Here is a 19,057-nt window from a genome sequence, read left to right as displayed (position 1 = left end):
GGAGGACGCATGATCGGTTTGGGCTTCAATTTCGCCGAGCGCTACCTGCTCGAGACGCATGGGGACGAGGCCCTGGTGCTCGCGCTGCGCCAGTCCGGCTTCGCCACGGCCGAACCCTGGCTAGACTCCCTCAATTACCCCGACCCGGATTTCGACCGCTGGATCGAGTCCTGCGCGGCCGTCGACCGGTGTTCGTCCGAAGTCCTGCTGCGTCGCCTCGGGCGCTGGGCCATGCCACGCCTGCTGCGCCGTTACGCCCTGCTGGGCCTGGACAGCGGCTCGCCGAAAGCGCTGCTGCCCGAGCTCGCCGAGCGGCTGCTGCCGCAATTCCAGCGCGGCATGCTGCTCATGCAAAGACCCGAAATCGAACTCGACTGCGGCGAAACCCGGGCCGAGCTTGCCTATCGCTCGCGCGGTGAGCTGTGCGCCCTGTTCGAAGGCGCCCTGCAGGGCCTGGGCGAGCAGTTCGACATGCAGTGGCGCATCGAGCATGTCCAGTGCGAAGGCCGCGGCGACGATTGCTGCCGCTTTCGCATCGCCCTGCCCGAGGCGCTCGCTGCATGAGCGCTGCGGCGGACTTCTGCCGACAGCGGGCCGAGCGCCGCATCGAGCTGCTCGACCGGCTCGTCGAGGAGCGCAATCGCGATCTGGCCATCACCCAGGAGCAGGCCTCGGCCGTGCAGTCCTATTTGCTCGGGCTCAACAACGTGCTGCCCGGCGCGCTGATCGGAGCGAGCACGTCGGGCCTCGTGACGCGCGCCAATCGCGGGGCGCAGGAGCTGCTCGGCTACCCGGCCACGGCGCTGTCGGGCATGCCGCTGGGCCGTATCTGGCCAGCGGCCGCGGATTTCATCGGGCGCTGCCTGGGCTCCGGCGCGCAGGTGCTGCGCGACGAAGCCGAATGGATCACGCACGACGATCGCGCGATACCGGTGCTGGTCTCGGCGGCGACGCAGCGGGACATCGAGGGACGCGTGCTGTCGCTGGTGTTCGTCGCGCTCGACATCTCCGACCGGCGTCGCCTCGAGATCGAGCTGCGCCACGCGCAGAAGCTCGAATCGCTGGGCCAGCTGTCGGCCGGCGTCGCGCACGAGATCAACACGCCGATGCAGTTCATCGGCGACAACCTGCACTACGTCTGCGAAGCCTTCGAAGGCCTGCGGCCCTTGCTCGACGCCTTGCCGGGCTTCGAATCGGAGTTGCCAGCCCGCAGCGCGCAACGCCTGCGCGCGCTCAGCGAACAGGCCGACCTGGAGTTTCTGCACAATCGCCTGCCCAAATCGATCGTCAGCGCGCTCGACGGCGTCAAGCGCGTGAGCCACATCGTCGAGGCCATGCGTGCGTTCTCGCATCCGCAGACCGAGAAGACCGCGGTCGATCTCAACAAAGGCCTCATGGACACGCTGACGGTCGCGCACAACGAATACAAGTACGTCGCCGACGTGCAATGCGAACTCGGCGAACTGCCGCCGATCGTCTGCAACGGCGGCGACATGAACCAGGTTTTCCTCAACCTCATCGTCAACGCCGCGCATGCGATCGCAACGCGCCAGCGCGGCGAGAACAAGCAGCGCGGCCGCATTCGCGTGCGCAGCTGGCGCAAGCACGACACCGCGGTGTTCGCGATCGCCGACGACGGCTGCGGCATCCCGCGCGAGATACGGCACCGCGTGTTCGATCCGTTCTTCACGACCAAGGAAGTCGGCAGGGGCACCGGACAGGGGCTTTCGATTTCGCGCAGCGTCATCGTCGACCACCACCACGGCAGCCTGAGCTTCGACAGCGAGGAAGGCCACGGCACGACCTTCTTCATCCGCCTGCCCCTGCACGACGCGCAGCCAGCTCCGGACGAAACACCAGGCAGCCTTTCATGAACCCGCAACGCCCACGCCTGCTGTGTGTCGACGACGATGCCGCCGTGCTCGACGGTCTCGCACTGACCTTGCGTCGCAGCTTCGACGTGACCACCGCCGAGAGCGCAGCCGAAGCCTTGCGCCTGCTCGAGGCCCAGGACTATCCGATCGTCATGAGCGACATGCGCATGCCGCGCATGAGTGGCGCCGAACTGCTGGCCGAAGTCCGCGCGCGGCATCCGGAGAGCGTGCGCCTGCTGCTCACCGGATATGCGGACATGGAGGCCGCCGCGTCCGCCGTCAACGAAGGACAGGTCTTCCGCTTCCTGATCAAGCCCTGCACCCCGCCGGTGCTGCTGCGCGCCCTGCAGGACGCGACCGCGCAGTATCGCCTGATCACCGCCGAACGCGAGCTGCTGGAGCGCACGCTGCGCGGAACCGTGCAGGCGCTCGCCGAAGTGCTATCGCTGACCGACGCGGTCGCCTACGGCCATGCGAGCAGCGTGCAGAAGCTCGCGCTCGCACTGGCGCAGCAGCTCGCACTGACACCGCTGTGGCCGCTCGAGCTCGCGGCCCTGCTCGCTCCGCTTGGACGAGTGAGCCTGCCACCCGAGCTCCATCACAAGGAACAGCGTGGCGAACCGCTGACGACGAGCGAGCGCGCAGCGCTCGCGCAGGTCGCCGAAGTCACCCAGGGGCTGCTTGCGCCGATTCCACGCCTGGAGCCCGTACGCGCGGTACTGCGCATCGCGTCGCGACCCGGCGTGGACTTCGTGCCCCAAAGCGAGGACGAACGGCACTGGCAACGCTGCGGGCGAGTGCTGAGGCTCGCGACCGACTACGTCGATCGCGAGTCACGCGGCGATTCGGTGGGCATCGCGCTCGCCGAGATGCGCGCGCGGCATGCCGACCAGCCCGAGCTGCTCGCCGTGCTCGAGCAGCTCAAGGGAGCCGAAGCGGACAACGTGGAAATTCGCAGCCTGCCGGTGCGGCTGCTGCAGGCCGGCATGGTGCTTTGCGACGATCTGTACACGCAGGCGGGACAGCGCCTCGTGCCACGGGGTTTCACCGTCAATGCCGGACTCGTCGAGCGGATTCGCAATCTGCGGCCGGGCTCGCTCAGGGAGCCCGTGCGCGTGAGCCTGCTGCGCGCGCCCGCCGCGAACCTGGGCACTCAATAGCAAGATCCCGCGCCGGGTCCGGCGCGGGATCTTGGCTTGCCCTAGGCGGCCGCCTTCATCGACGTCGGCGCCTCGACCGCTCGCCAGAGCATGTCGAACAAGGCATTGCTCTGCGCCGTCAGCGATTCGCGCTGATCGTCTGCGACGTAGGCCTGCACGAGCCGGAACATGATGCCCTGCAGATAATCGAGCAGGATGATCTCGCTGACGTCGGTGCGAAGCTCGCCCTTGGCGCGGCCTTCGGAGAGCAGCTTGATCAGCGGGCCGAAAGCCTCGTGATTGCGATAAGTCTTCGACTCGCGCCAGGTGTTCAGATACATCGAGCTCATGATCATTTGCATGACCTTGGGGTTGCGCTCGAAGAAGCTCAGCGCGGTGTCGAACAAGCCGCGCAGACGGGTCCTGGTGTCTCCCGAGCGCTCCAGATGAGGAAGCAGCTCGTCGGTCAGCTGGCCGAGCCAGAAATCCAGTCCCGAGAACAGCAGCGCCTCCTTGCTTCCGTAGTACTTGTAGATCGTCTGCAAGCTCACGTTGGCCCCACGCGCGATCTCGATGAGACCGATGCGATGGAACTCGCGTGAAGAGAAGATCTCGAGAACGGTTCGATCGATCCGCATACGGGTATCGGGATCGAGCCTCGTCAGGTCCGGCAAATCGATGGCGTTTTGCATGGATGGGTTTCTGTAGTAGTAGTGATGACCAGCTCCTCGAGAGCAACTATGGAAGAGCGCAAGGCAAACGACAAGCCCGCTTATCGTTCAGCCTGCATCGGGCTGCCTTTGGGACAGTAGCCGGGGCGCAGCCGGGGCCCGGCACCCGTAGGACGCCTTCCTGAAGATCGCCTGATTCGACCCGGCAATCGGGCTGCGGCAGCAGCCTTTCCGACGATCGAACGGTGCGATCCCTTACATTGGAGTAAGCAATGTTCGCAATGCTCATGAAGTGGATGAAGGCACAGCGGATTCTGCCTTCCATCTCCGATACCGAACGCCAGGCGCTCGAAGCCGGCTCGGTCTGGATCGACGGCGACTTCTTCCGCGGCAACCCCGATTTCGAACGCGCCCTGCGCGAGCCTTATTCGACATTGCCCGCGGACGAGCAGGCCTTTCTCGACGGGCCCGTCGAAGAACTGCTGAACATGGTCGATCGCTACGAAGTGGCGCGCACGCGCCGCATCCCCGACGAGGCGATCGAATTCATCAAGCGCAACGGTTTCATGGGCCTGCTGATACCCAAGCAGTACGGTGGCCGGCAGATGTCGACGCTCGGCGTGTCGACGGTGCTCGCCAAGCTCAACACCTGGAACTCGGCCGTCGCGACCTTCGTGACGATTCCGAACTCGCTCGGCGCAGCCGAGCTGATCATCCACTACGGCACGCAGGCGCAGAAAGAGCACTATCTGCCGAAGCTCGCGAGCGGCGAGTACGTGCCCTGCTTCGGCTTGACCGAGCCCACGGCGGGCTCGGACGCGGCGAGCATCAAGGCCGATGGCCTGGTGTTTCGCGATAGCGATGGCGCGATCAAGATCAAGCTCAATTTCCGCAAGCGCTACATCACGCTCGCACCGGTGGCGACGCTCGCGACGCTCGCCTGCAAGCTGCGCGATCCGGACAACCTGCTCGGCAAGAACGACGGCAAGCACGACGATCTGGGCATCACCTGCGTGATGATCCACAAGGGCACGCCGGGGTTCACGAACGGTGATCATCACGAACCGATCGGCGATCCGTTCTACAACGGCCCGCTGATCGGCAAGGACGTGGTGGTGCCGCTCGACAACATCATCGGCGGCCCCGAATACGCCGGCAAAGGCTGGCTCATGCTCATGCAGCAGCTCGCCGGTGGACGCGCGGTCTCGCTGCCGGCGGGCGCGGTCGGCAACGCGAAGGCTGCCGCGGTTGCGACCGGCGCGTATTCGATGGTGCGCCAGCAGTTCGGCATCCAGATCGGCCGTATGGAAGGCGTGGAAGAGCGCGTCGGCCGCGTTGCGGCGCTCGCCTACATGATCGAGGCCGCGCGCATTTACGGCTGTTCGGCGATCGACAACGGCGAGCATCCGCCGGTGGTGTCCGGCGTGCTCAAGGCCTACACGACGCGCATCAGCCAGGAGATCATCATCGACGGCATGGACGTGTTCTCCGGCGCCGGCGTCATGCAGGGTCCGAACAACATTCTCGGCATGGCATACAAGAGCGCGCCGGTCGGCATCACCGTCGAAGGCGCGAACATCCTGACGCGCACGCTGATGATCTTCGGCCAGGGCGCCACGCGCTGCCATCCGTATGCGCTCAAGGTCGTCGAAGGCGTCGAGAAGAACGACGTGGCGCTGTTCCGCTCCAACCTGCTCGGCTGGATCGGCCACTTCGTCATGGGCATTTTGCGCGTGGTCGTGCGCGGGCTCACGCGCGGACTCACGGTGTCGGTGCCCGACGTCGAGCCGTCGACGCGTACCTACTATCGACGCCTGGGCTGGGCCGGCGCGCGCTTCGGCTTCATGACCGATCTGGCGATGTTCTCGATCGGCGGCAAGCTCAAGGTCCGCGGCAAGCTCACGGGACGCTACAGCGACGCGCTGGCCTGGATGCTGCTGGGCCTGTCGACGCTGCGCCGCTTCGAGGCCGAGGGCCGGCGCAAGGAAGACCTGCCGCTCGTGCATTACGCGCTCACGCACGCGCTCCACCAGGTGCAGGAAGCGTTCTCGGGTATCTACCAGAATTTCGGTGGGCCGGTCGGCTTCTTCCTCAAGTATTTCGGCGGCTTCTGGCTGCGCCTCAACCCGATGGGCAGCGCGCCGAACGACCAGCAGAGCCGCCGCGCCGCGCTGTGTATCCAGAACGCCAACGAGCAGTGGCAGCGCCTCGCGTATGCGGTCTACCTGCCGAAGAACGAGAAGCTCGGCCTGGGCCGCCTGCTCAAGGCCTTCAGGCTCGTGTCGATCGCGCATCCGGCCGCCGAGACCATCATCAAGGCGCAGAAGGCGCGCAAGCTGCCGCGCGGCTACCTGCCGGCCGAAATCGCCGACGAAGCGCTCAAGGCCGGGCTCATCGACGCAGCGCAGGCCGATCATCTCAAGGCCGCACTCGCGGCGCGCATGGAGGCGATCGAAGTCGACAGCTTCACGCCCGAGCAGTACTTCGCGACCGTGACCGAGCAGGGCGGCCTGCAGTACGGATCGGACGACGGTCGCGCCGCAGCCTAAAAAAGCCGCATTCGTCTGCTCCTCGAAGCGGACGCCCGAAGCGCTTTTGCTCCGGGCGTCCGCTTTTTGCTTGAGACCTCGTTCTGCTTTGAGGACACTCGCGACCGGAAGTCGTCGCGGGATCGTTGGGGAAGCGAGGGAGCGAGGCGCATGGACGAACACGAAGCGGACCCGTCGGGCGAATGGACACCGGTCCAGCAGCTGCTGGACGAATTGCTGGACCTGCCGGCCGACCTGCGCGCCCAGGCGCTCGCGCGCAGCACCGCGAGCCCGGCCGTGATCCAGCGCGTGCGCCAGCTGCTTGCCGCACTTGAAGGCTCGCCGGACTATCTCGAGTCGGCCATCACCGCACCGAGGTCGGACTCCACGGCCTCGGCCTCGCTCGCCGAAGGCGCGATCATCGGCAGCTGGCGCGTCGAGCGCCTGCTCGGCCGCGGCGGCATGGGCGAGGTCTACCTCGCCGCGCGCAGCGACGGCGCCTTCGAGCAGCGGGTCGCGATCAAGCTCGTGAGCCCGGACGCGGTCGCGCATCTCGATCGTTTCCATGCCGAGCGGCGCATCCTGGCGGGACTCGAGCACCCGGGCATCGCACGCCTGCTCGATGGCGGCGTATCGGCGGATGGCCGTCCGTACATGGTCATGGAGTACGTCGACGGCCAGGACATCGTCAGCTGGTGCCGCGACCGCAGGCTCGATCTCGGTGATCGCCTGTCCCTGTTCAACAAGGTCTGCGCGGCCGTGCGCTACGCGCATTCGCGGCTCGTCGTGCACCGCGACCTGAAGCCGCGCAACATCTTCGTCACCGCGCGCGGCGACGTGAAGCTGCTCGATTTCGGCGTTGCCCGCTTGCTCGAGGCCGAATCCGAAGCGGCGCGCACGCAGCCGCTGCTGACTCCCGAATACGCCTCGCCCGAACAGCTCGAAGGCGAGCCCGTGAGCCTGGCGACCGATGTCTACGCGCTCGGCCTGCTGCTGTTCGAGCTGCTCGCCGGCGTCAGTCCCTGGGCCACGCGCAACTCGACCATGCCGGCGCTCGTGCGCCGCATCCTCGCGGGCGATCCGCCCGCGCCGAGCAAAATCGCGGCACAACAAGCATCGCCACCGGTCTCGCCCAAAGCGATTCGGGGCGATCTCGACGCCATCGTGCTCAAGGCCCTGCGCCGCGAACCCGAGCGCCGCTACGACTCGGTGGCCGCGCTCGCCGACGACCTGCGCCGCCATCGCGACCATCAGGGCGTGCTCGCCCGCAGCGGTGAAACCGGCTATCTGCTGCGCCGCTTCCTGCGCCGGCACTGGGTGGTTTCGGCGTTCTCGTTCGCGCTCGTGCTGAGCATCAGCATCGGCCTGCTCGCGGCCCTGCGCTATGCGCGCGAAGCCGACCAGGCGCGCATCCGGGCCGAGCAGGAGAACGATCGCATTGTCGCCGTGCTGTCGTACCTGCAGCACATGTTCAGAGAAGTGAGCTCGGCACCGTCCGATCAGCCCGCAAGCATGCGCCAGGTACTCGAACGCAGTGCGAACGAACTCGCGACCTCGTTCGAAGGCAAGCCCGACGAGAAGGCCGCCGCGCTCAGCGTGATCGCGGACTTCTACATCGAGATCGGTGATCACGACGCGGCCGCGCCGCTGCTCGAAGAACTGCTCGCGAGCCTCGGCGACCAGCCCGGCGAGCAACGCGCCCACACGCAACTCGAGCTCGCGACCTGCCAGCTCTACATGCGCCGGCTCGACGAAGGCCAGCAGAACATCGAAGCGGCCGTCGCCTGGTTCGCGGATTCGCCCGACCCCAAGGCCGAAGTCGACCTGCTGCGTGCCTACGACATCCAGGCCAAGCTGCTGTGGGAACGCGACGAGCGCGAGCGCTCGATCGACACCTGGCGCCGCATGGTGAGCCTGAGCCGGCTCGTCAACGGGCCCGATCACTATCGCACCGCGGGCTATCTGAATTCGCTCGCCGTGCGCCTGCTCGACACCGATGGCCCGCAGGCCGCGCTCGAAGCCGGTGGCGAAGCCTGGTCCATCATGGAGCGCACGCAGCAGCAGAACACCGTCATGGGCCTGGCGGTCGCCAACGGCTACTCGATCGTGCTGCGCGAAGCCGGAAAGCCCGATCAGGCCGAAGCCGTGCTGCATCAGGCGATCGCGGCGATGCGCACGCTGTACGGACCTTCGGCGAGGCTAGTCGCGCTCTACTTCAATCTCGTCGTCGCCCAGCTCATGCAGGACAAGACGCGCGAAGCGCTCGACGCGATCAACGAAGTGGAAGGCCTGCTCGCCCAGGGCGGCGTCACGCTCAAGCCCGACAGCGAAGGCATTCTGCGCATGAGCCTTTTGCGTGCGCGCGTCGAATCCAGGCTCGGCAATGCAGGCGAAGCGCGGCGCGTGTTCGATCGCGCACAGCCGCTCGTAGCTCAGAGCTACAAGCCCGATTCACCGACGTGGCTGATGGCATCGACGGTCGAAGCCGAGGTCTTGTTCGCGGAGAAGCGCAGCGTCGAAGCGCGGCAGGCGCTGCAACGCGTAATCGATGTCTACGCGAGTGGAAAGTCCGGCCCGGCGCCACCGGATTTCGAGCCGGTGCGAAAGCGCATCATGGGCAAGTGAGGCAGCCTGCCCGGCAGGAGATCCTCGACGCAGAACGACTGCCGCGTTCAAGCATCCATCGACGGTATTGCCAATGAATTTCCGTAACCGATCACCAGCGTCGAAGCGATCAGCGTTGCGATGCCCACCCATACCCGCCGGCGCACGGAACGACTGGAACCCGCCCATTCCTTGAGCGCGAATCCCCATAGCGTCGAGAACACGATGATGCTGGACATGTGCAAGGTCCAGCTCGAAAAGCCATACGCCCCCATCTGGCTCTCGCCCATGGTGTAGAAGAAGAACTGGAAGTACCACAGCGTGCCGGCAACAGCGCAGAGTGCGTAGTTGCGAAGCAGTGGGCGCGGCCCGCCGCTCCCGCTGCGCCGCAGGAACTCAGCACCCGTTCGGTTGCGCAGAATCAGGTAGAAGCACCAGACGAAGTTCGTCGCGAATCCGCCGAGCAGAACCACGCACAACACCGGCAGGCCCTGCCAGATCGGCGCGGTGCCGGCCTGCAAGCTCAGCTGGCGTATCGGCTCGCCCGCCGCCAGTCCGAATGCAAAACAACTGCTCATCACGCCTGAGAAAATCGCGACCGCAATACCCTTACGGAAATTGAACTCGGTGACGCCCGAACTCGTGGCGCCGTGCGCGGATTCACGTTCTTTCGCGCGCCCAGCGGAAGCGACGACGATGATGCCGAGCACGGCAACCGCGATGCCGCACAGAATCACGCGGCCGCTGGTGCTGGCAACGAGCGCACCCAGAAGCCCCTCCATGACGGGCGGTCCCAAGGTGCCGATCACCGTCGTCAGGCCCAGCGCCACCGCCATCCCGAGCGACATCCCGAGATAGCGCAGCGTCAGTCCGAACGTCAGGCCGCCGAAGCCCCACAGCGCACCCCAGAACCAGCACATCAGCAAGCTGCGACCGGGCGTCGAAGCCAGCACCGCGTACAGATCCTGAGTGCGGAGTGCAGCGAACAGCCACGGGGACAATACCCAACTGAAAATTCCGCCGACCAGCCAGAAAATCTCCCAGGACCAGCGGCGCACACCGGTGTAGGGCACGTAGAAGCTGGCGGATGCGAGCCCGCCCAGCCAATGGAACATCACGCCCAGCAGTGGATTCGGCAGCATGCAGTTCTCCCCTCGTTTGTCGGTGCGTGATCGAGCGATCCGCACGGACTGGTTTGGTCTTAGTGCGGGCGTTCGGCAGTGGCGCGCCAACGTGCCTTGTATGCAGACAGATCCACCGGCAGTGGTACGGCTTTTTGCAGCGACATCGCAGGTTTCAGCGAGGCGGCGAGCAGACGCAGTGCGCCGTAGGCCACGCCGTCGTGTGCCCCGCCGACATAGACCGAGCAATCGGGACGCAGCGTCGCCAGCGCGCGCACATACACGTCGCACTGCGCGAAGCGGCCCTCGATCAGCAGGCACTCACGCGCATCAATGAGTTCAAGCAGGACATCGGTCATCAGCGCCGCATACAAGCCGGCCGCCGCACAGCGTTCAGAGACCGACGCAGGCTCCACGAGCCAGCGTCCCCGATGATCGGGATAAGGCCCGACGCCGGGCGCCCAATTGGGCAGCGCCATCACGTCGCCTGCCAACAGCGAGGGAATTGCATCCAGTGCCGCGACCTGCTGATCCGCGTCGCCGATGCCGCCGAGCACTTCCAGTTCGCGCCCGCCCATGAAACGCGCCGAAGGCACCAGGCCGGCGTCGACGTCGATATTCATGAGGCAATCTCGCCGCTCGGTTAACGAGGCGATCTCTGGCTTTGCGCCCGTAGCCGGCAGTCGCATCGCGACGAACCAGGTTCCGGTCGAGATTACCGTTGCTTCATGCCCCGCGATTTCGGCATGCCCGCGGGCAGCCAGCAGCGCGGCATTGGAATCGTGCAGGCCACAGAGAATCTGGACGTCGGATGACAGGCCGGAGCGCGCCGACCATTGAGCCGACAGGGTTCCGATCACATCGCGTGCATGTCGCAGCGGTGCGAAGCGCGCGGCCCAGCCGCGTTGCTGCGCCAACATCGACGGCCGTCCAGCGAGTGGCGACCACAGATCGCTGTGACAGCCGAAGCTGCTGATTTCGGACACCGCGACGCCGCTGAGTTTCCATGCCCAGAACTGCGGCCACGGCAGGATCAACGCGTCGCCGCTCAGCAAGTCCGGCCACTGCGACTCCAGCCGATGCAGTTGCACACCGAGATTCAGCCCGCCGGGCAGCGCTGGAGAACCCGTGAGCGCGAAAGCGTCGCGCTCGCGATCGTAGCGGGCGCGCATGGCGGGCGGCGGCTCGTCTTCATAGTCCGGCACCGCGCAGGCCAGCCGACCGTCGCGGATCACGGCTGCCGCTGCGCCGTGCCCAACCGGAACGATCGCGGCGACCGGGCCGAGCTTCGCGAACTCGGCCAGTACTTCGGCGACCCAGGCCTCGATGCCATCGGTGTCGAGCGCGCGATAGCCGGCGGCCGCCCGTAAAGGGGGATTCGGCCGCGCACGCCGCTGCAGCAAGCGACCCTGCGCATCCCAGAGACTGAGTTTCGCCAGCGTCTTGCCGACGTCCAACACGATCACTCGACCCGGCAGCACAGCCTCCCCCTTTAATGATTGTTATTGATTTATTTTTATTTAATTTGATTGATAAAGGCAAATTAAACGATTAAATTTGGAGCATGAACACTGCTCCCATCGCGACCCCCTTCGCCATTCCCTCTCATCGCTGGTCGGCGCAAGACGCCGCCGGGCTGACGCCGGAGGGCTTGCTGCTGTACCGATCCAATTTGCTCGGCTCCGACCTGACCGTGACCAATTTCGGCGGCGGGAACACCTCGGCCAAGCTGGTCGGCCGCGATCCGCTGACCGGCGCCGAAGTGCCGGTGCTGTGGGTCAAAGGGTCCGGCGGCGACATCGGCTCGATGCGGCTCGATGGCTTCGCGACGCTCTACCAGCAGCGACTGCTCGGACTTGAGCGCTTGTACCGGGGCGTCGAACACGAGGACGAAATGGTCGGCTACCTGCCGCACTGCACGTTCGGACTGAATCCTCGCGCCGCCTCGATCGACACCCCGCTGCATGCCTTCCTGCCGTTCGCGCACGTCGACCACCTGCATCCGGATTCGGTAACCGCGCTGGCCGCGTCCAGCAACGGCGAAGCGGCGACGCAAGAGGCCTACGGTGGCGAAGTCGGCTGGATCGGCTGGAAGCGTCCCGGCTTCGACCTCGGCCTGCGCCTGCGCGACTACGTGGCTAAACGGCCCGGCCTGCGCGGCGTGGTCATGGCCGGCCACGGACTGATCTGCTGGGGTGACAGCGCCGAGTCCTGCTACGACAACTCGATCGCGCTGATCGCGCGCGCTGCGGAATATCTGAACGCACGTCTCGCCAGCGGCCCGGCGTTCGGCGGCGCTATCGTTGCGCCGCTGCCGGCCGACGAGCGCGCACGCATCGCCGCGCAGCTGATGCCGCAGCTGCGTGGCCTGATGAGCCGGGAGCAGCCGAAAGTGGGGCATTTCAGCGACGACACCGAAGTGCTCGAATTCACCGGCAGCCGCCAATTCCGTGGCCTCGCCGCCATCGGTACCTCGTGCCCCGATCACTTCCTGCGCACCAAGATCGCGCCTCTGACCCTGGATCCGGAACGCATCGACGACAGCGCGTACCTGCGCGACGCGATCTCCGAATACCGCGCCGGCTACGCCGCCTATTACCAGCGCTGCGCAAAACCCGGCGATCCGGCGATGCGCGACACCAACCCGGTCATCGTATTGCTGCCCGGCGTCGGCCTTTTCAGCTTCGCCGCCGACAAGACCACCGCGCGGCTGGCCGGCGAGTTCTATGGCAATGCGATCAACGTGATGCGTGGAGCCGTTGCGATCGGCGACTACGTCGGCCTCGATGAGCGCGAGGCCTACGGCATCGAATACTGGGCACTCGAAGAAGCCAAGCTGCGGCGCCTGCCCAAGCCCAAGCCGCTGGCGGGCCGCGTCGCCTTGGTCACCGGCGCCGCCGGCGGCATCGGCGCGGCAACCGCGGCACGCCTGCTGGACGAAGGCGCCTGCCTGATGCTGGCGGATCGCGACGCAGCTGCGCTCGAAGCAGTGCGCGCCGTCTTCGCCAGGCAGTACGGCGCCGACCAAGTGCGTGCCACCACGTGCGACGTCACCGACGAAGCCCAGATCGCGACGAGCTTCGCCAGCTGCGCGCGCGAATTCGGTGGACTCGACATTCTGGTCGCCAATGCCGGCCTGGCCTCGTCCGCACCGCTGGAAGACACCACGGTCGATCTGTGGCGGCGTAACTACGGCGTACTCGCCGAAGGTTATTTCCTCAGTGCGCGCGCCGCGTTCCCGCTGATGAAGCAGCAGGGCGGCGCGATCGTCTTCATCGGTTCCAAGAACGCGCTGTCGGCTACGCCGAACGCCTCGGCGTACGCGTCGGCGAAAGCCGCTGCGGTGCATCTGGCGCGCTGTCTTGCATTGGAAGGCGCAGCCAGCGGCATTCGCGTCAACGTCGTCAATCCGGACGCGGTGATTCGCGGCTCGCGCATTTGGGACGGTGACTGGCGCAAGGAGCGCGCGCAGGCCTACGGTATCGATTCCGGCGACGAACTCGAACGGCATTACCGCGAACGCAGCCTGCTCAAGCGCGATGTGTTGCCGCGGGACATCGCCGAAGCCGTGCTGTTCCTGGCATCCGACGCATCGGCAAAGTCCACCGGAAACATCATCAACGTCGACGCCGGCAATGCCCAGGCGTTCACGCGTTAGGAGAGAGACCTCATGAGCCTCGCTGCCCTGCCCCTCAGCCGCGATCTGATCGACAGCCACAACGCACAAAGCCTCGCTGCGTTGCAGGACGAATACCACAGCCTCGGCCGCGTACTGGAACGTCGCGGCTGTGCCATCGACGCGATCAAGCAGCGCCTGTTGAGCTTCTCGCTGGCACAACCGAGCTGGGGCACCGGCGTCGGCGGCACCCGCTTCGCGCGCTTCCCGCTGGCCGGCGAACCGACCCATTTCACCGAGAAGCTCGAAGACTGCGCGGTGGTGCAGCAGCTGTCGCGAATCACGCCACGCGTGTCGCCGCATTTTCCCTGGGACAAGATCGGTGATGCACGCGCGATGCTCGAACGGGCGACGAGCCTGGGACTGAGCTTCGACGCCGTGAACTCGAATACCTTCCAGGATGCCCCCCGACAGTCGCTGAGCTACCGCCACGGCTCGCTGTCGCATACCGACCCTGCGGTGCGCGCGCAGGCGGTCGAGCACAACATCGAATGCATCCGCATGGGCGAGGCGCTGGGCTCGAAGGCGATCACGGTATGGATCGGCGACGGCACCAACTTTCCGGGCCAGCAGTCGCTGGCCTCGTCGCTGGATCGCTATCTGGAATCCGCGGCTCGAATCTACGCAGCGCTGCCACCCGGCTGGAGCATGCTGCTCGAACACAAACTCTACGAGCCGGCGTTCTACTCCACTGTGATTTCGGACTGGGGCTCCAGCATGCTCGCCGCGCAGCAGCTCGGGCCACGGGCGCGCTGCCTGGTCGACCTTGGACATCACGCACCCAACGTCAACATCGAGCAGATCGTCGCGCGCTTGCATCGCTTCGGGAAACTCGGCGGATTCCATTTCAACGACTCCAAATACGGAGACGACGACCTGGATTCCGGCTCGATCAATCCGCACCAGCTGTTCCTGGTGTTCAACGAGCTGGTCGAAGCAGAGCTGCGCTCGCCTGCCGACTTCGACCCCGCCTACATGATCGACCAGTCCCACAACGTCACCGATCCGATCGAAAGCCTGCTGTCGAGTGCGGATGCCATCGCCGGCGCTTATGCCCGCGCACTGCTGGTGGATCGCGCCGCGCTGACCGAGTACCAGCAAGGCAACGACGTGATGATGGCGTTCCAGACCCTGCGCCGCGCCTATAATGTCGACGTTACGCCGATCGTGGCGATGGCACGCTACGAACGCGGCGGCGCGATCGATACGATCGCGACCTATCGCCAAAGCGGGTGGCGCCCACGCAAGGCACGCGAGCGTCGCGCGACATCCTCCGGCGCCGGCATCGTCTGAAACCACCCTCCCCTCACCGATCACCAACATGCATTCCGCTGACCGTGAACGAATGATCCTCCAGCTGCTGCAGCAGCGCGGCTTCGTCGCATTCCAGGAGCTCGATCGCCAGCTGCAGGCTTCGCCGGCAACCTTGCGTCGCGATCTGGAGAAGCTCGAAAACGCCGGACGCATCGTTCGCGTGCGTGGTGGTGCCAAGCTGGTCGGCGACGGCAGCAGTGCATCGACTGCCGAGATTCCGCAGTTGAGCGGCGTGCCGTTCCACCAGAACGTCGCTCGCCACCATGAGGCCAAGCTGGCGATCGGCCGCGCCGCCGCCGCACTGTGCAAGGCGCGCGAATCGGTGATCATCGACGGTGGCTCGACCACGCTGTGCATGTGCCCGCATCTGGAATCACTCGAATTGCAGGTGCTGAGCAACTCGCTGCATATCATCGATGCGCTGCTGCCGCAGGCCGGAACGCGCATCGCGATTCCGGCGGGTGCGGTGTTTCGCGAGCAGAACATCGTGCTGTCGCCATTCGAGGACGACGGCATGGGCCGCTACCGTGCGTCGCGAATGTTCATGGGTGCGGCCGCCGTCGGCCGCCACGGCGTCATGCAGTCCGACGTGATCCTCGCGCAGGCCGAACGCCGGCTGCTGGAGCGCGCCGACGAACTCGTGCTGCTGGTCGACAGCAGCAAATTCGAAGCGCCGACCGGCCACGTCATCTGCACGCTCGACGAGGTCGACATCGTCGTCACCGACCGCAATATCCGTGATGAGCATGCGCGCATGCTCGAGCTGGCCGGTGTCCGCCTGATCACGGCCGGTCTCGAGGACTGAGGCTCAGCGACGAGCTGAAGCGATAGCGCCCACCCGCGGCGCGATAGACCGCCTCCGCGCCATCCATCCGAAGGAACTCTGCGCCAGCGGGTGTGCTCTTCGGCTGCGTACCGGCAGTCGCGACGCTGATCTCCGCGACGGCACCGACCGGCACTTCGATTTCGAGCGAATAGGCGCCCGCGCTTCGCTGCCATTGCGACGAGACCGTCCCGTAAGGCGTCTCCAGACTCGCGCTGACGCGGTCGAGCCCATCGGGCAGACGCGGGCGAATCGCGATTTGCGCATAGCCTGGGCTGCCCGGACGAATGCCGGCGAGGCTCTGGTAGAACCAGGAGCTGATCGATGCCCAGTAGTGATGATCGTAGGAGCGCGACGACAGCTCCCAGCCTTCGGCCATCGTCGACAAGCCATTTTCGATCCAGTAACCCCAACCCGGGAGCGTGGTGCGTGTCGCGACCCGATATGCGGTGTCGACATGGCCGTAGTCGCTGAGCAGCGTCATCACGTAGCGGCCTGCGTAGACACCGGTGGTCGCGAGTTGATATCCCTGCGCGACGATGTCGTCGTTCAGATGCTGCATCACCGCCGCCGCTTGTCCGTCCGGCACCAGGCCGAACGCGACCGCGAGGATGTTCGGCGTCTGCGCGTATTTCGCCGGTGCGCCGGCGATCGCCGGCATGCGGTAGATCTGCGCCTCCGCATCCCAATAGCGCTGGTTGTAGGCTTCGCGCACACGCGCCGCCAAGGCACTGTATTGCGCGTGCTCGTCCGCGCGGCCACGCAGCACCGCGCTGCGCGCATACAGATCCAGCATGTGGAAGTAATACGCCGCCGCAGTCGCATCGATGGGCCCGACCGGCTGCGAACGCAGCGCGGCGATGATGCCGCCCTGCGGCATCGGATAGGCGTATTCGCCAAGCAGGAAGTTGCCCGCGTTCTTGTACGCGAGCGCACTGCTGAAGTAGCTCGCGGTGTAATCGAGCAGCTTCTTCTGTGTCGCCGCCATGTCTTCGAGAATGCGGCGATCACCGCGCAGCTGATAAAGCTCCCAGGGCAGCACGAACGTGGCCGCGTCCCAGGACGGAATCGCGCCCCAGACCATGCCCCAGCCGGGCGTCTTCTCGTAGCCGTAGAACGGTGTCGCCGGCACGATCACCGGCATCTCACCCGTGTCCGATTGCGCATCGCGAAAATCGGCGAGCCACTTGCTCCAGACACGCGCCGTATCGAAGTTCAGCGCCGAGGCCAGCGCGGAAGCCTGGGCGTCGCCGGTCCAGCCGTTCTTCTCGTAGGTCGGCGTATCGGTCTGGTTGCCGTGCATGTTGTTGAGCACGGTGTTGCGCGCAGCCGCCTGGATCTTGTTGAGCAGATCGTTGGAGCTTTCGAAGCGACCGTTCGAGGCCACCGCCGAGTGCACGATCTCGCCGCTCAAGGCCTCCAGCGTGGGCTTGCCCGGCCAGCCTTCGACCTGCACGTAGCGAAAGCCCTTGTAGCTGAAAGCCGGACTCCAATGCTCGATGCCGCGGCCTGCGAGTGTGTACTGATCGGTCTGCAGCTGCGCGTCGACCAGTCCGCTGGCGATCTCGACTCCCCCATCGGCGCCGACGCGCTCGGTCTGGATCATGCGCACCGTGTGGCCACGCGGGCCCGACACTTTCAGGTTCAGACGTCCGGCGAAGATACGGCCGAAGTCGTAGACGAAAACGCCGGGCCGCAATTCGCGCATCGCCACGGGCTTCAACGTCGCAACGGCGGCGATCGGCTCCTGGGTGGCGGCAGCGAGCCGGCCTGTCGGCCCCGAAACGAGCGCTACCGGCGCCCAGCCCTTGTCGTCGAAGCCGGCTTCGAGCCAATGCTCGGGCGCGAGTCGCGCGTCGTAGCGCTCGCCTGCATAAACCGAATCGTGACGCGTCGGCCCGTCGGTGCTGCGCCAGCTCTCGTCGCTGGCGACGATGACTCGCCGGCCATCGGCGTAACTCAGTTCGAGTTGCGCCAGCAATGTCGGCGCTGCATGCCAGGGCACCATGTGCCAATACCATTCGTTGGGCTCGGTGACGCCGTACCAGCCGCGGCCGAGTTCGGCGCCGAGCACGTTCGCGCCGGAGCGAATCAGCGCGGTCACGTCGAAACTGCGATACAGCACGCGCTTGCCGTAGTCGGTGTAGCCATCCTGCAAAGCCTCGCCGACCGGCATGCCGTTGAGCCGCAATTTCGGCAGGCCGCCGGCCGCGACATACAAGCGCGCCGAAACCGGCTTGCCGGGTGCGTCGAACACGCGGCGCAGCAGCGGTGCCGGCGCTGCGATCGGCAGCACCAGATCCTTGTCCGGCACGCCGGCCGCGATCTGCAGGCCGCCCGCAACCAGACTTCCGCCACTGAAAGGATTCACCCCATCTGCAAAGTCGGTAGCGAAGCCCTGCTCCGCTTCGACTTTCACCGCGTGCACGATCGCCGCATTCGGCTCGCTGGAAACGAAACCGATGGTGCCGCTTTCACCGCGCGCGCTGTTGTAGGTGTCGAGCACGGCGCCATCGAGCGTCGTGACGATGCGGCTGCCGCGTGCTTCGATCACCAGTTGATGGCGGCGCGAGGTCCAGTCCGCCGGCGCGTCCGCGACCGGCACGGTCCGCAGGTTGACGACACCGACTTTCGCCGCGCTGCCGCCGGAATACCGCCGCTGTTGCGTCATCAGCACCGGCCGGCCATTGTCGATCCCGATATTCCACAAATACGCGTCGCCGTAAGTCTTGCCGACAGGGCGTGCGCGAAACAGCAGGCCCAGCGACTTGCCGGTCAGCGTGAAGTCGACGGTGATGCGGGCGTCGCTCCAGTCGTGATCCAGCGTCTGACGGCCGGAGATCCATTGCGCCGACCAGTCCGATCGCTGCAGCAATCCCATCTCCCAGTACGCGGGTTCGCTCCACTGGGAGGGACGATCGCTCGCATCCCAGACCTGCACCTGCCAGAAATACCGGCGACGTGATTCCAGCGGCGGGCCGGAGTACGCGACCTGCGAACTATCCGCCGACAACTGCTTGCCGCTGTCCCACAGCGGCGCGCTGTCGAATTGCGCAGCGGAGTCTGCGACGCGAATGCGGTACGCGGTCTGTCTTCCGCCGCCGAGATTCGCGGGGAGCTTCCACGCGAGTCGCGGCTGCATGGAATCCAGTCCCAAAGGATTCACTGCGTACTCGGTCCGCAGCGCGTAGGGCGCGGTCGCCGAAACGGTCTCCGCAGCATTCTGCTGCCGAGTCGAAACACTTGCGCACCCCAGCAACAGCAGCGATCCGATCGTCATGACAACCCCGATCTCGCGCCATGGAAT

General features: G+C 66.0%; 12 protein-coding genes. 8 read left to right on the top strand and 4 right to left on the bottom strand.

What is annotated here, in order from left to right; translation table 11 throughout:
• Positions 1-9 precede the first annotated feature (9 nt).
• From AC3WUM_RS09310 to AC3WUM_RS09300, 3 genes are read left to right on the top strand one after another with little or no spacing between them, the layout of a single operon-like run.
• A complete protein-coding gene (locus AC3WUM_RS09310) occupies positions 10-564 on the top strand; it encodes a heme NO-binding domain-containing protein (RefSeq protein WP_492409954.1) in 555 nt (184 codons plus the stop codon).
• Positions 561-1,874, top strand: coding sequence for a two-component system sensor histidine kinase NtrB (locus AC3WUM_RS09305; RefSeq protein WP_492409953.1), 1,314 nt, complete (start codon positions 561-563; stop codon positions 1,872-1,874). Before AC3WUM_RS09310 ends, AC3WUM_RS09305 begins: the two co-directional genes overlap by 4 nt.
• Positions 1,871-3,034, top strand: a complete 1,164-nt coding sequence (locus AC3WUM_RS09300; RefSeq protein ID WP_492409952.1) for a response regulator — start codon at positions 1,871-1,873, stop codon at positions 3,032-3,034. Before AC3WUM_RS09305 ends, AC3WUM_RS09300 begins: the two co-directional genes overlap by 4 nt.
• Positions 3,035-3,075: 41 nt before the next feature.
• On the opposite strand, the gene AC3WUM_RS09295 is transcribed toward AC3WUM_RS09300, so the two are convergent.
• On the bottom strand, positions 3,076-3,705 hold the full coding sequence (locus AC3WUM_RS09295; RefSeq protein WP_492409951.1) for a TetR/AcrR family transcriptional regulator: 630 nt from the start codon (positions 3,703-3,705) through the stop codon (positions 3,076-3,078).
• 251 nt (positions 3,706-3,956) lie between these two features.
• On the opposite strand from AC3WUM_RS09295, the gene AC3WUM_RS09290 reads away from it, so the two are divergent.
• Together AC3WUM_RS09290 and AC3WUM_RS09285 are read left to right on the top strand one after the other, a co-directional pair.
• On the top strand, positions 3,957-6,233 hold the full coding sequence (locus AC3WUM_RS09290) for an acyl-CoA dehydrogenase (protein ID WP_492409950.1): 2,277 nt from the start codon (positions 3,957-3,959) through the stop codon (positions 6,231-6,233).
• A 150-nt stretch (positions 6,234-6,383) separates the two neighbouring features.
• Positions 6,384-8,837 carry a serine/threonine protein kinase gene (locus tag AC3WUM_RS09285; RefSeq protein ID WP_492409949.1) on the top strand — a complete coding sequence of 818 codons (2,454 nt, stop codon included), beginning with the start codon at positions 6,384-6,386 and terminating at the stop codon, positions 8,835-8,837.
• A gap of 47 nt (positions 8,838-8,884) precedes the next feature.
• Here AC3WUM_RS09285 and rhaT read toward each other — a convergent pair whose 3' ends face one another.
• Both rhaT and AC3WUM_RS09275 read right to left on the bottom strand, forming a co-directional pair.
• A complete protein-coding gene (gene rhaT, locus AC3WUM_RS09280) occupies positions 8,885-9,958 on the bottom strand; it encodes an L-rhamnose/proton symporter RhaT (protein ID WP_492409947.1) in 1,074 nt (357 codons plus the stop codon).
• Between the two features lie 59 nt (positions 9,959-10,017).
• Positions 10,018-11,397 carry an FGGY-family carbohydrate kinase gene (locus tag AC3WUM_RS09275; RefSeq protein WP_492409945.1) on the bottom strand — a complete coding sequence of 460 codons (1,380 nt, stop codon included), beginning with the start codon at positions 11,395-11,397 and terminating at the stop codon, positions 10,018-10,020.
• A 104-nt stretch (positions 11,398-11,501) separates the two neighbouring features.
• On the opposite strand from AC3WUM_RS09275, the gene AC3WUM_RS09270 reads away from it, so the two are divergent.
• Genes AC3WUM_RS09270 through AC3WUM_RS09260 form a run of 3 tightly spaced genes read left to right on the top strand, consistent with a single transcriptional unit; the run spans position 11,502 to position 15,732 of the window.
• Positions 11,502-13,595 carry a bifunctional rhamnulose-1-phosphate aldolase/short-chain dehydrogenase gene (locus AC3WUM_RS09270; RefSeq protein WP_492409944.1) on the top strand — a complete coding sequence of 698 codons (2,094 nt, stop codon included), beginning with the start codon at positions 11,502-11,504 and terminating at the stop codon, positions 13,593-13,595.
• A gap of 12 nt (positions 13,596-13,607) precedes the next feature.
• Positions 13,608-14,906 carry a sugar isomerase gene (locus tag AC3WUM_RS09265; RefSeq protein WP_492409943.1) on the top strand — a complete coding sequence of 433 codons (1,299 nt, stop codon included), beginning with the start codon at positions 13,608-13,610 and terminating at the stop codon, positions 14,904-14,906.
• Positions 14,907-14,958: 52 nt separating this feature from the next.
• Entirely contained in the window at positions 14,959-15,732 is a 774-nt protein-coding gene (locus tag AC3WUM_RS09260; protein WP_492409941.1) for a DeoR/GlpR family DNA-binding transcription regulator, read from the top strand.
• On the opposite strand, the gene AC3WUM_RS09255 is transcribed toward AC3WUM_RS09260, so the two are convergent.
• Complete coding sequence (locus AC3WUM_RS09255) at positions 15,710-19,030, bottom strand: family 78 glycoside hydrolase catalytic domain (protein ID WP_492409940.1); 3,321 nt, start codon at positions 19,028-19,030, stop codon at positions 15,710-15,712. The two genes, AC3WUM_RS09260 and AC3WUM_RS09255, sit on opposite strands and share 23 nt — an antisense overlap.
• Positions 19,031-19,057: the final 27 nt, after the last annotated feature.

This window comes from Hydrocarboniphaga sp. FW305-C-57 (assembly GCF_058783045.1).
Note: the sequence above shows the minus strand (reverse complement) of the source record. Positions and strands in the feature narration are given on the sequence as shown.

What these genes read in the sequence shown, in the direction of transcription:
- AC3WUM_RS09285 (WP_492409949.1), top strand. Translation starts at nt 6,384, where the DNA reads ATGGACGAACACGAAGCGGACCCGTCGGGCGAATGGACACCGGTCCAG.
- AC3WUM_RS09290 (WP_492409950.1), top strand. Translation starts at nt 3,957, where the DNA reads ATGTTCGCAATGCTCATGAAGTGGATGAAGGCACAGCGGATTCTGCCT.
- AC3WUM_RS09305 (WP_492409953.1), top strand. Translation starts at nt 561, where the DNA reads ATGAGCGCTGCGGCGGACTTCTGCCGACAGCGGGCCGAGCGCCGCATC.
- AC3WUM_RS09310 (WP_492409954.1), top strand. Translation starts at nt 10, where the DNA reads ATGATCGGTTTGGGCTTCAATTTCGCCGAGCGCTACCTGCTCGAGACG.
- rhaT (WP_492409947.1), bottom strand. Translation starts at nt 9,958, where the DNA reads ATGCTGCCGAATCCACTGCTGGGCGTGATGTTCCATTGGCTGGGCGGG.
- AC3WUM_RS09255 (WP_492409940.1), bottom strand. Translation starts at nt 19,030, where the DNA reads ATGACGATCGGATCGCTGCTGTTGCTGGGGTGCGCAAGTGTTTCGACT.
- AC3WUM_RS09270 (WP_492409944.1), top strand. Translation starts at nt 11,502, where the DNA reads ATGAACACTGCTCCCATCGCGACCCCCTTCGCCATTCCCTCTCATCGC.
- AC3WUM_RS09300 (WP_492409952.1), top strand. Translation starts at nt 1,871, where the DNA reads ATGAACCCGCAACGCCCACGCCTGCTGTGTGTCGACGACGATGCCGCC.
- AC3WUM_RS09265 (WP_492409943.1), top strand. Translation starts at nt 13,608, where the DNA reads ATGAGCCTCGCTGCCCTGCCCCTCAGCCGCGATCTGATCGACAGCCAC.
- AC3WUM_RS09260 (WP_492409941.1), top strand. Translation starts at nt 14,959, where the DNA reads ATGATCCTCCAGCTGCTGCAGCAGCGCGGCTTCGTCGCATTCCAGGAG.
- AC3WUM_RS09295 (WP_492409951.1), bottom strand. Translation starts at nt 3,705, where the DNA reads ATGCAAAACGCCATCGATTTGCCGGACCTGACGAGGCTCGATCCCGAT.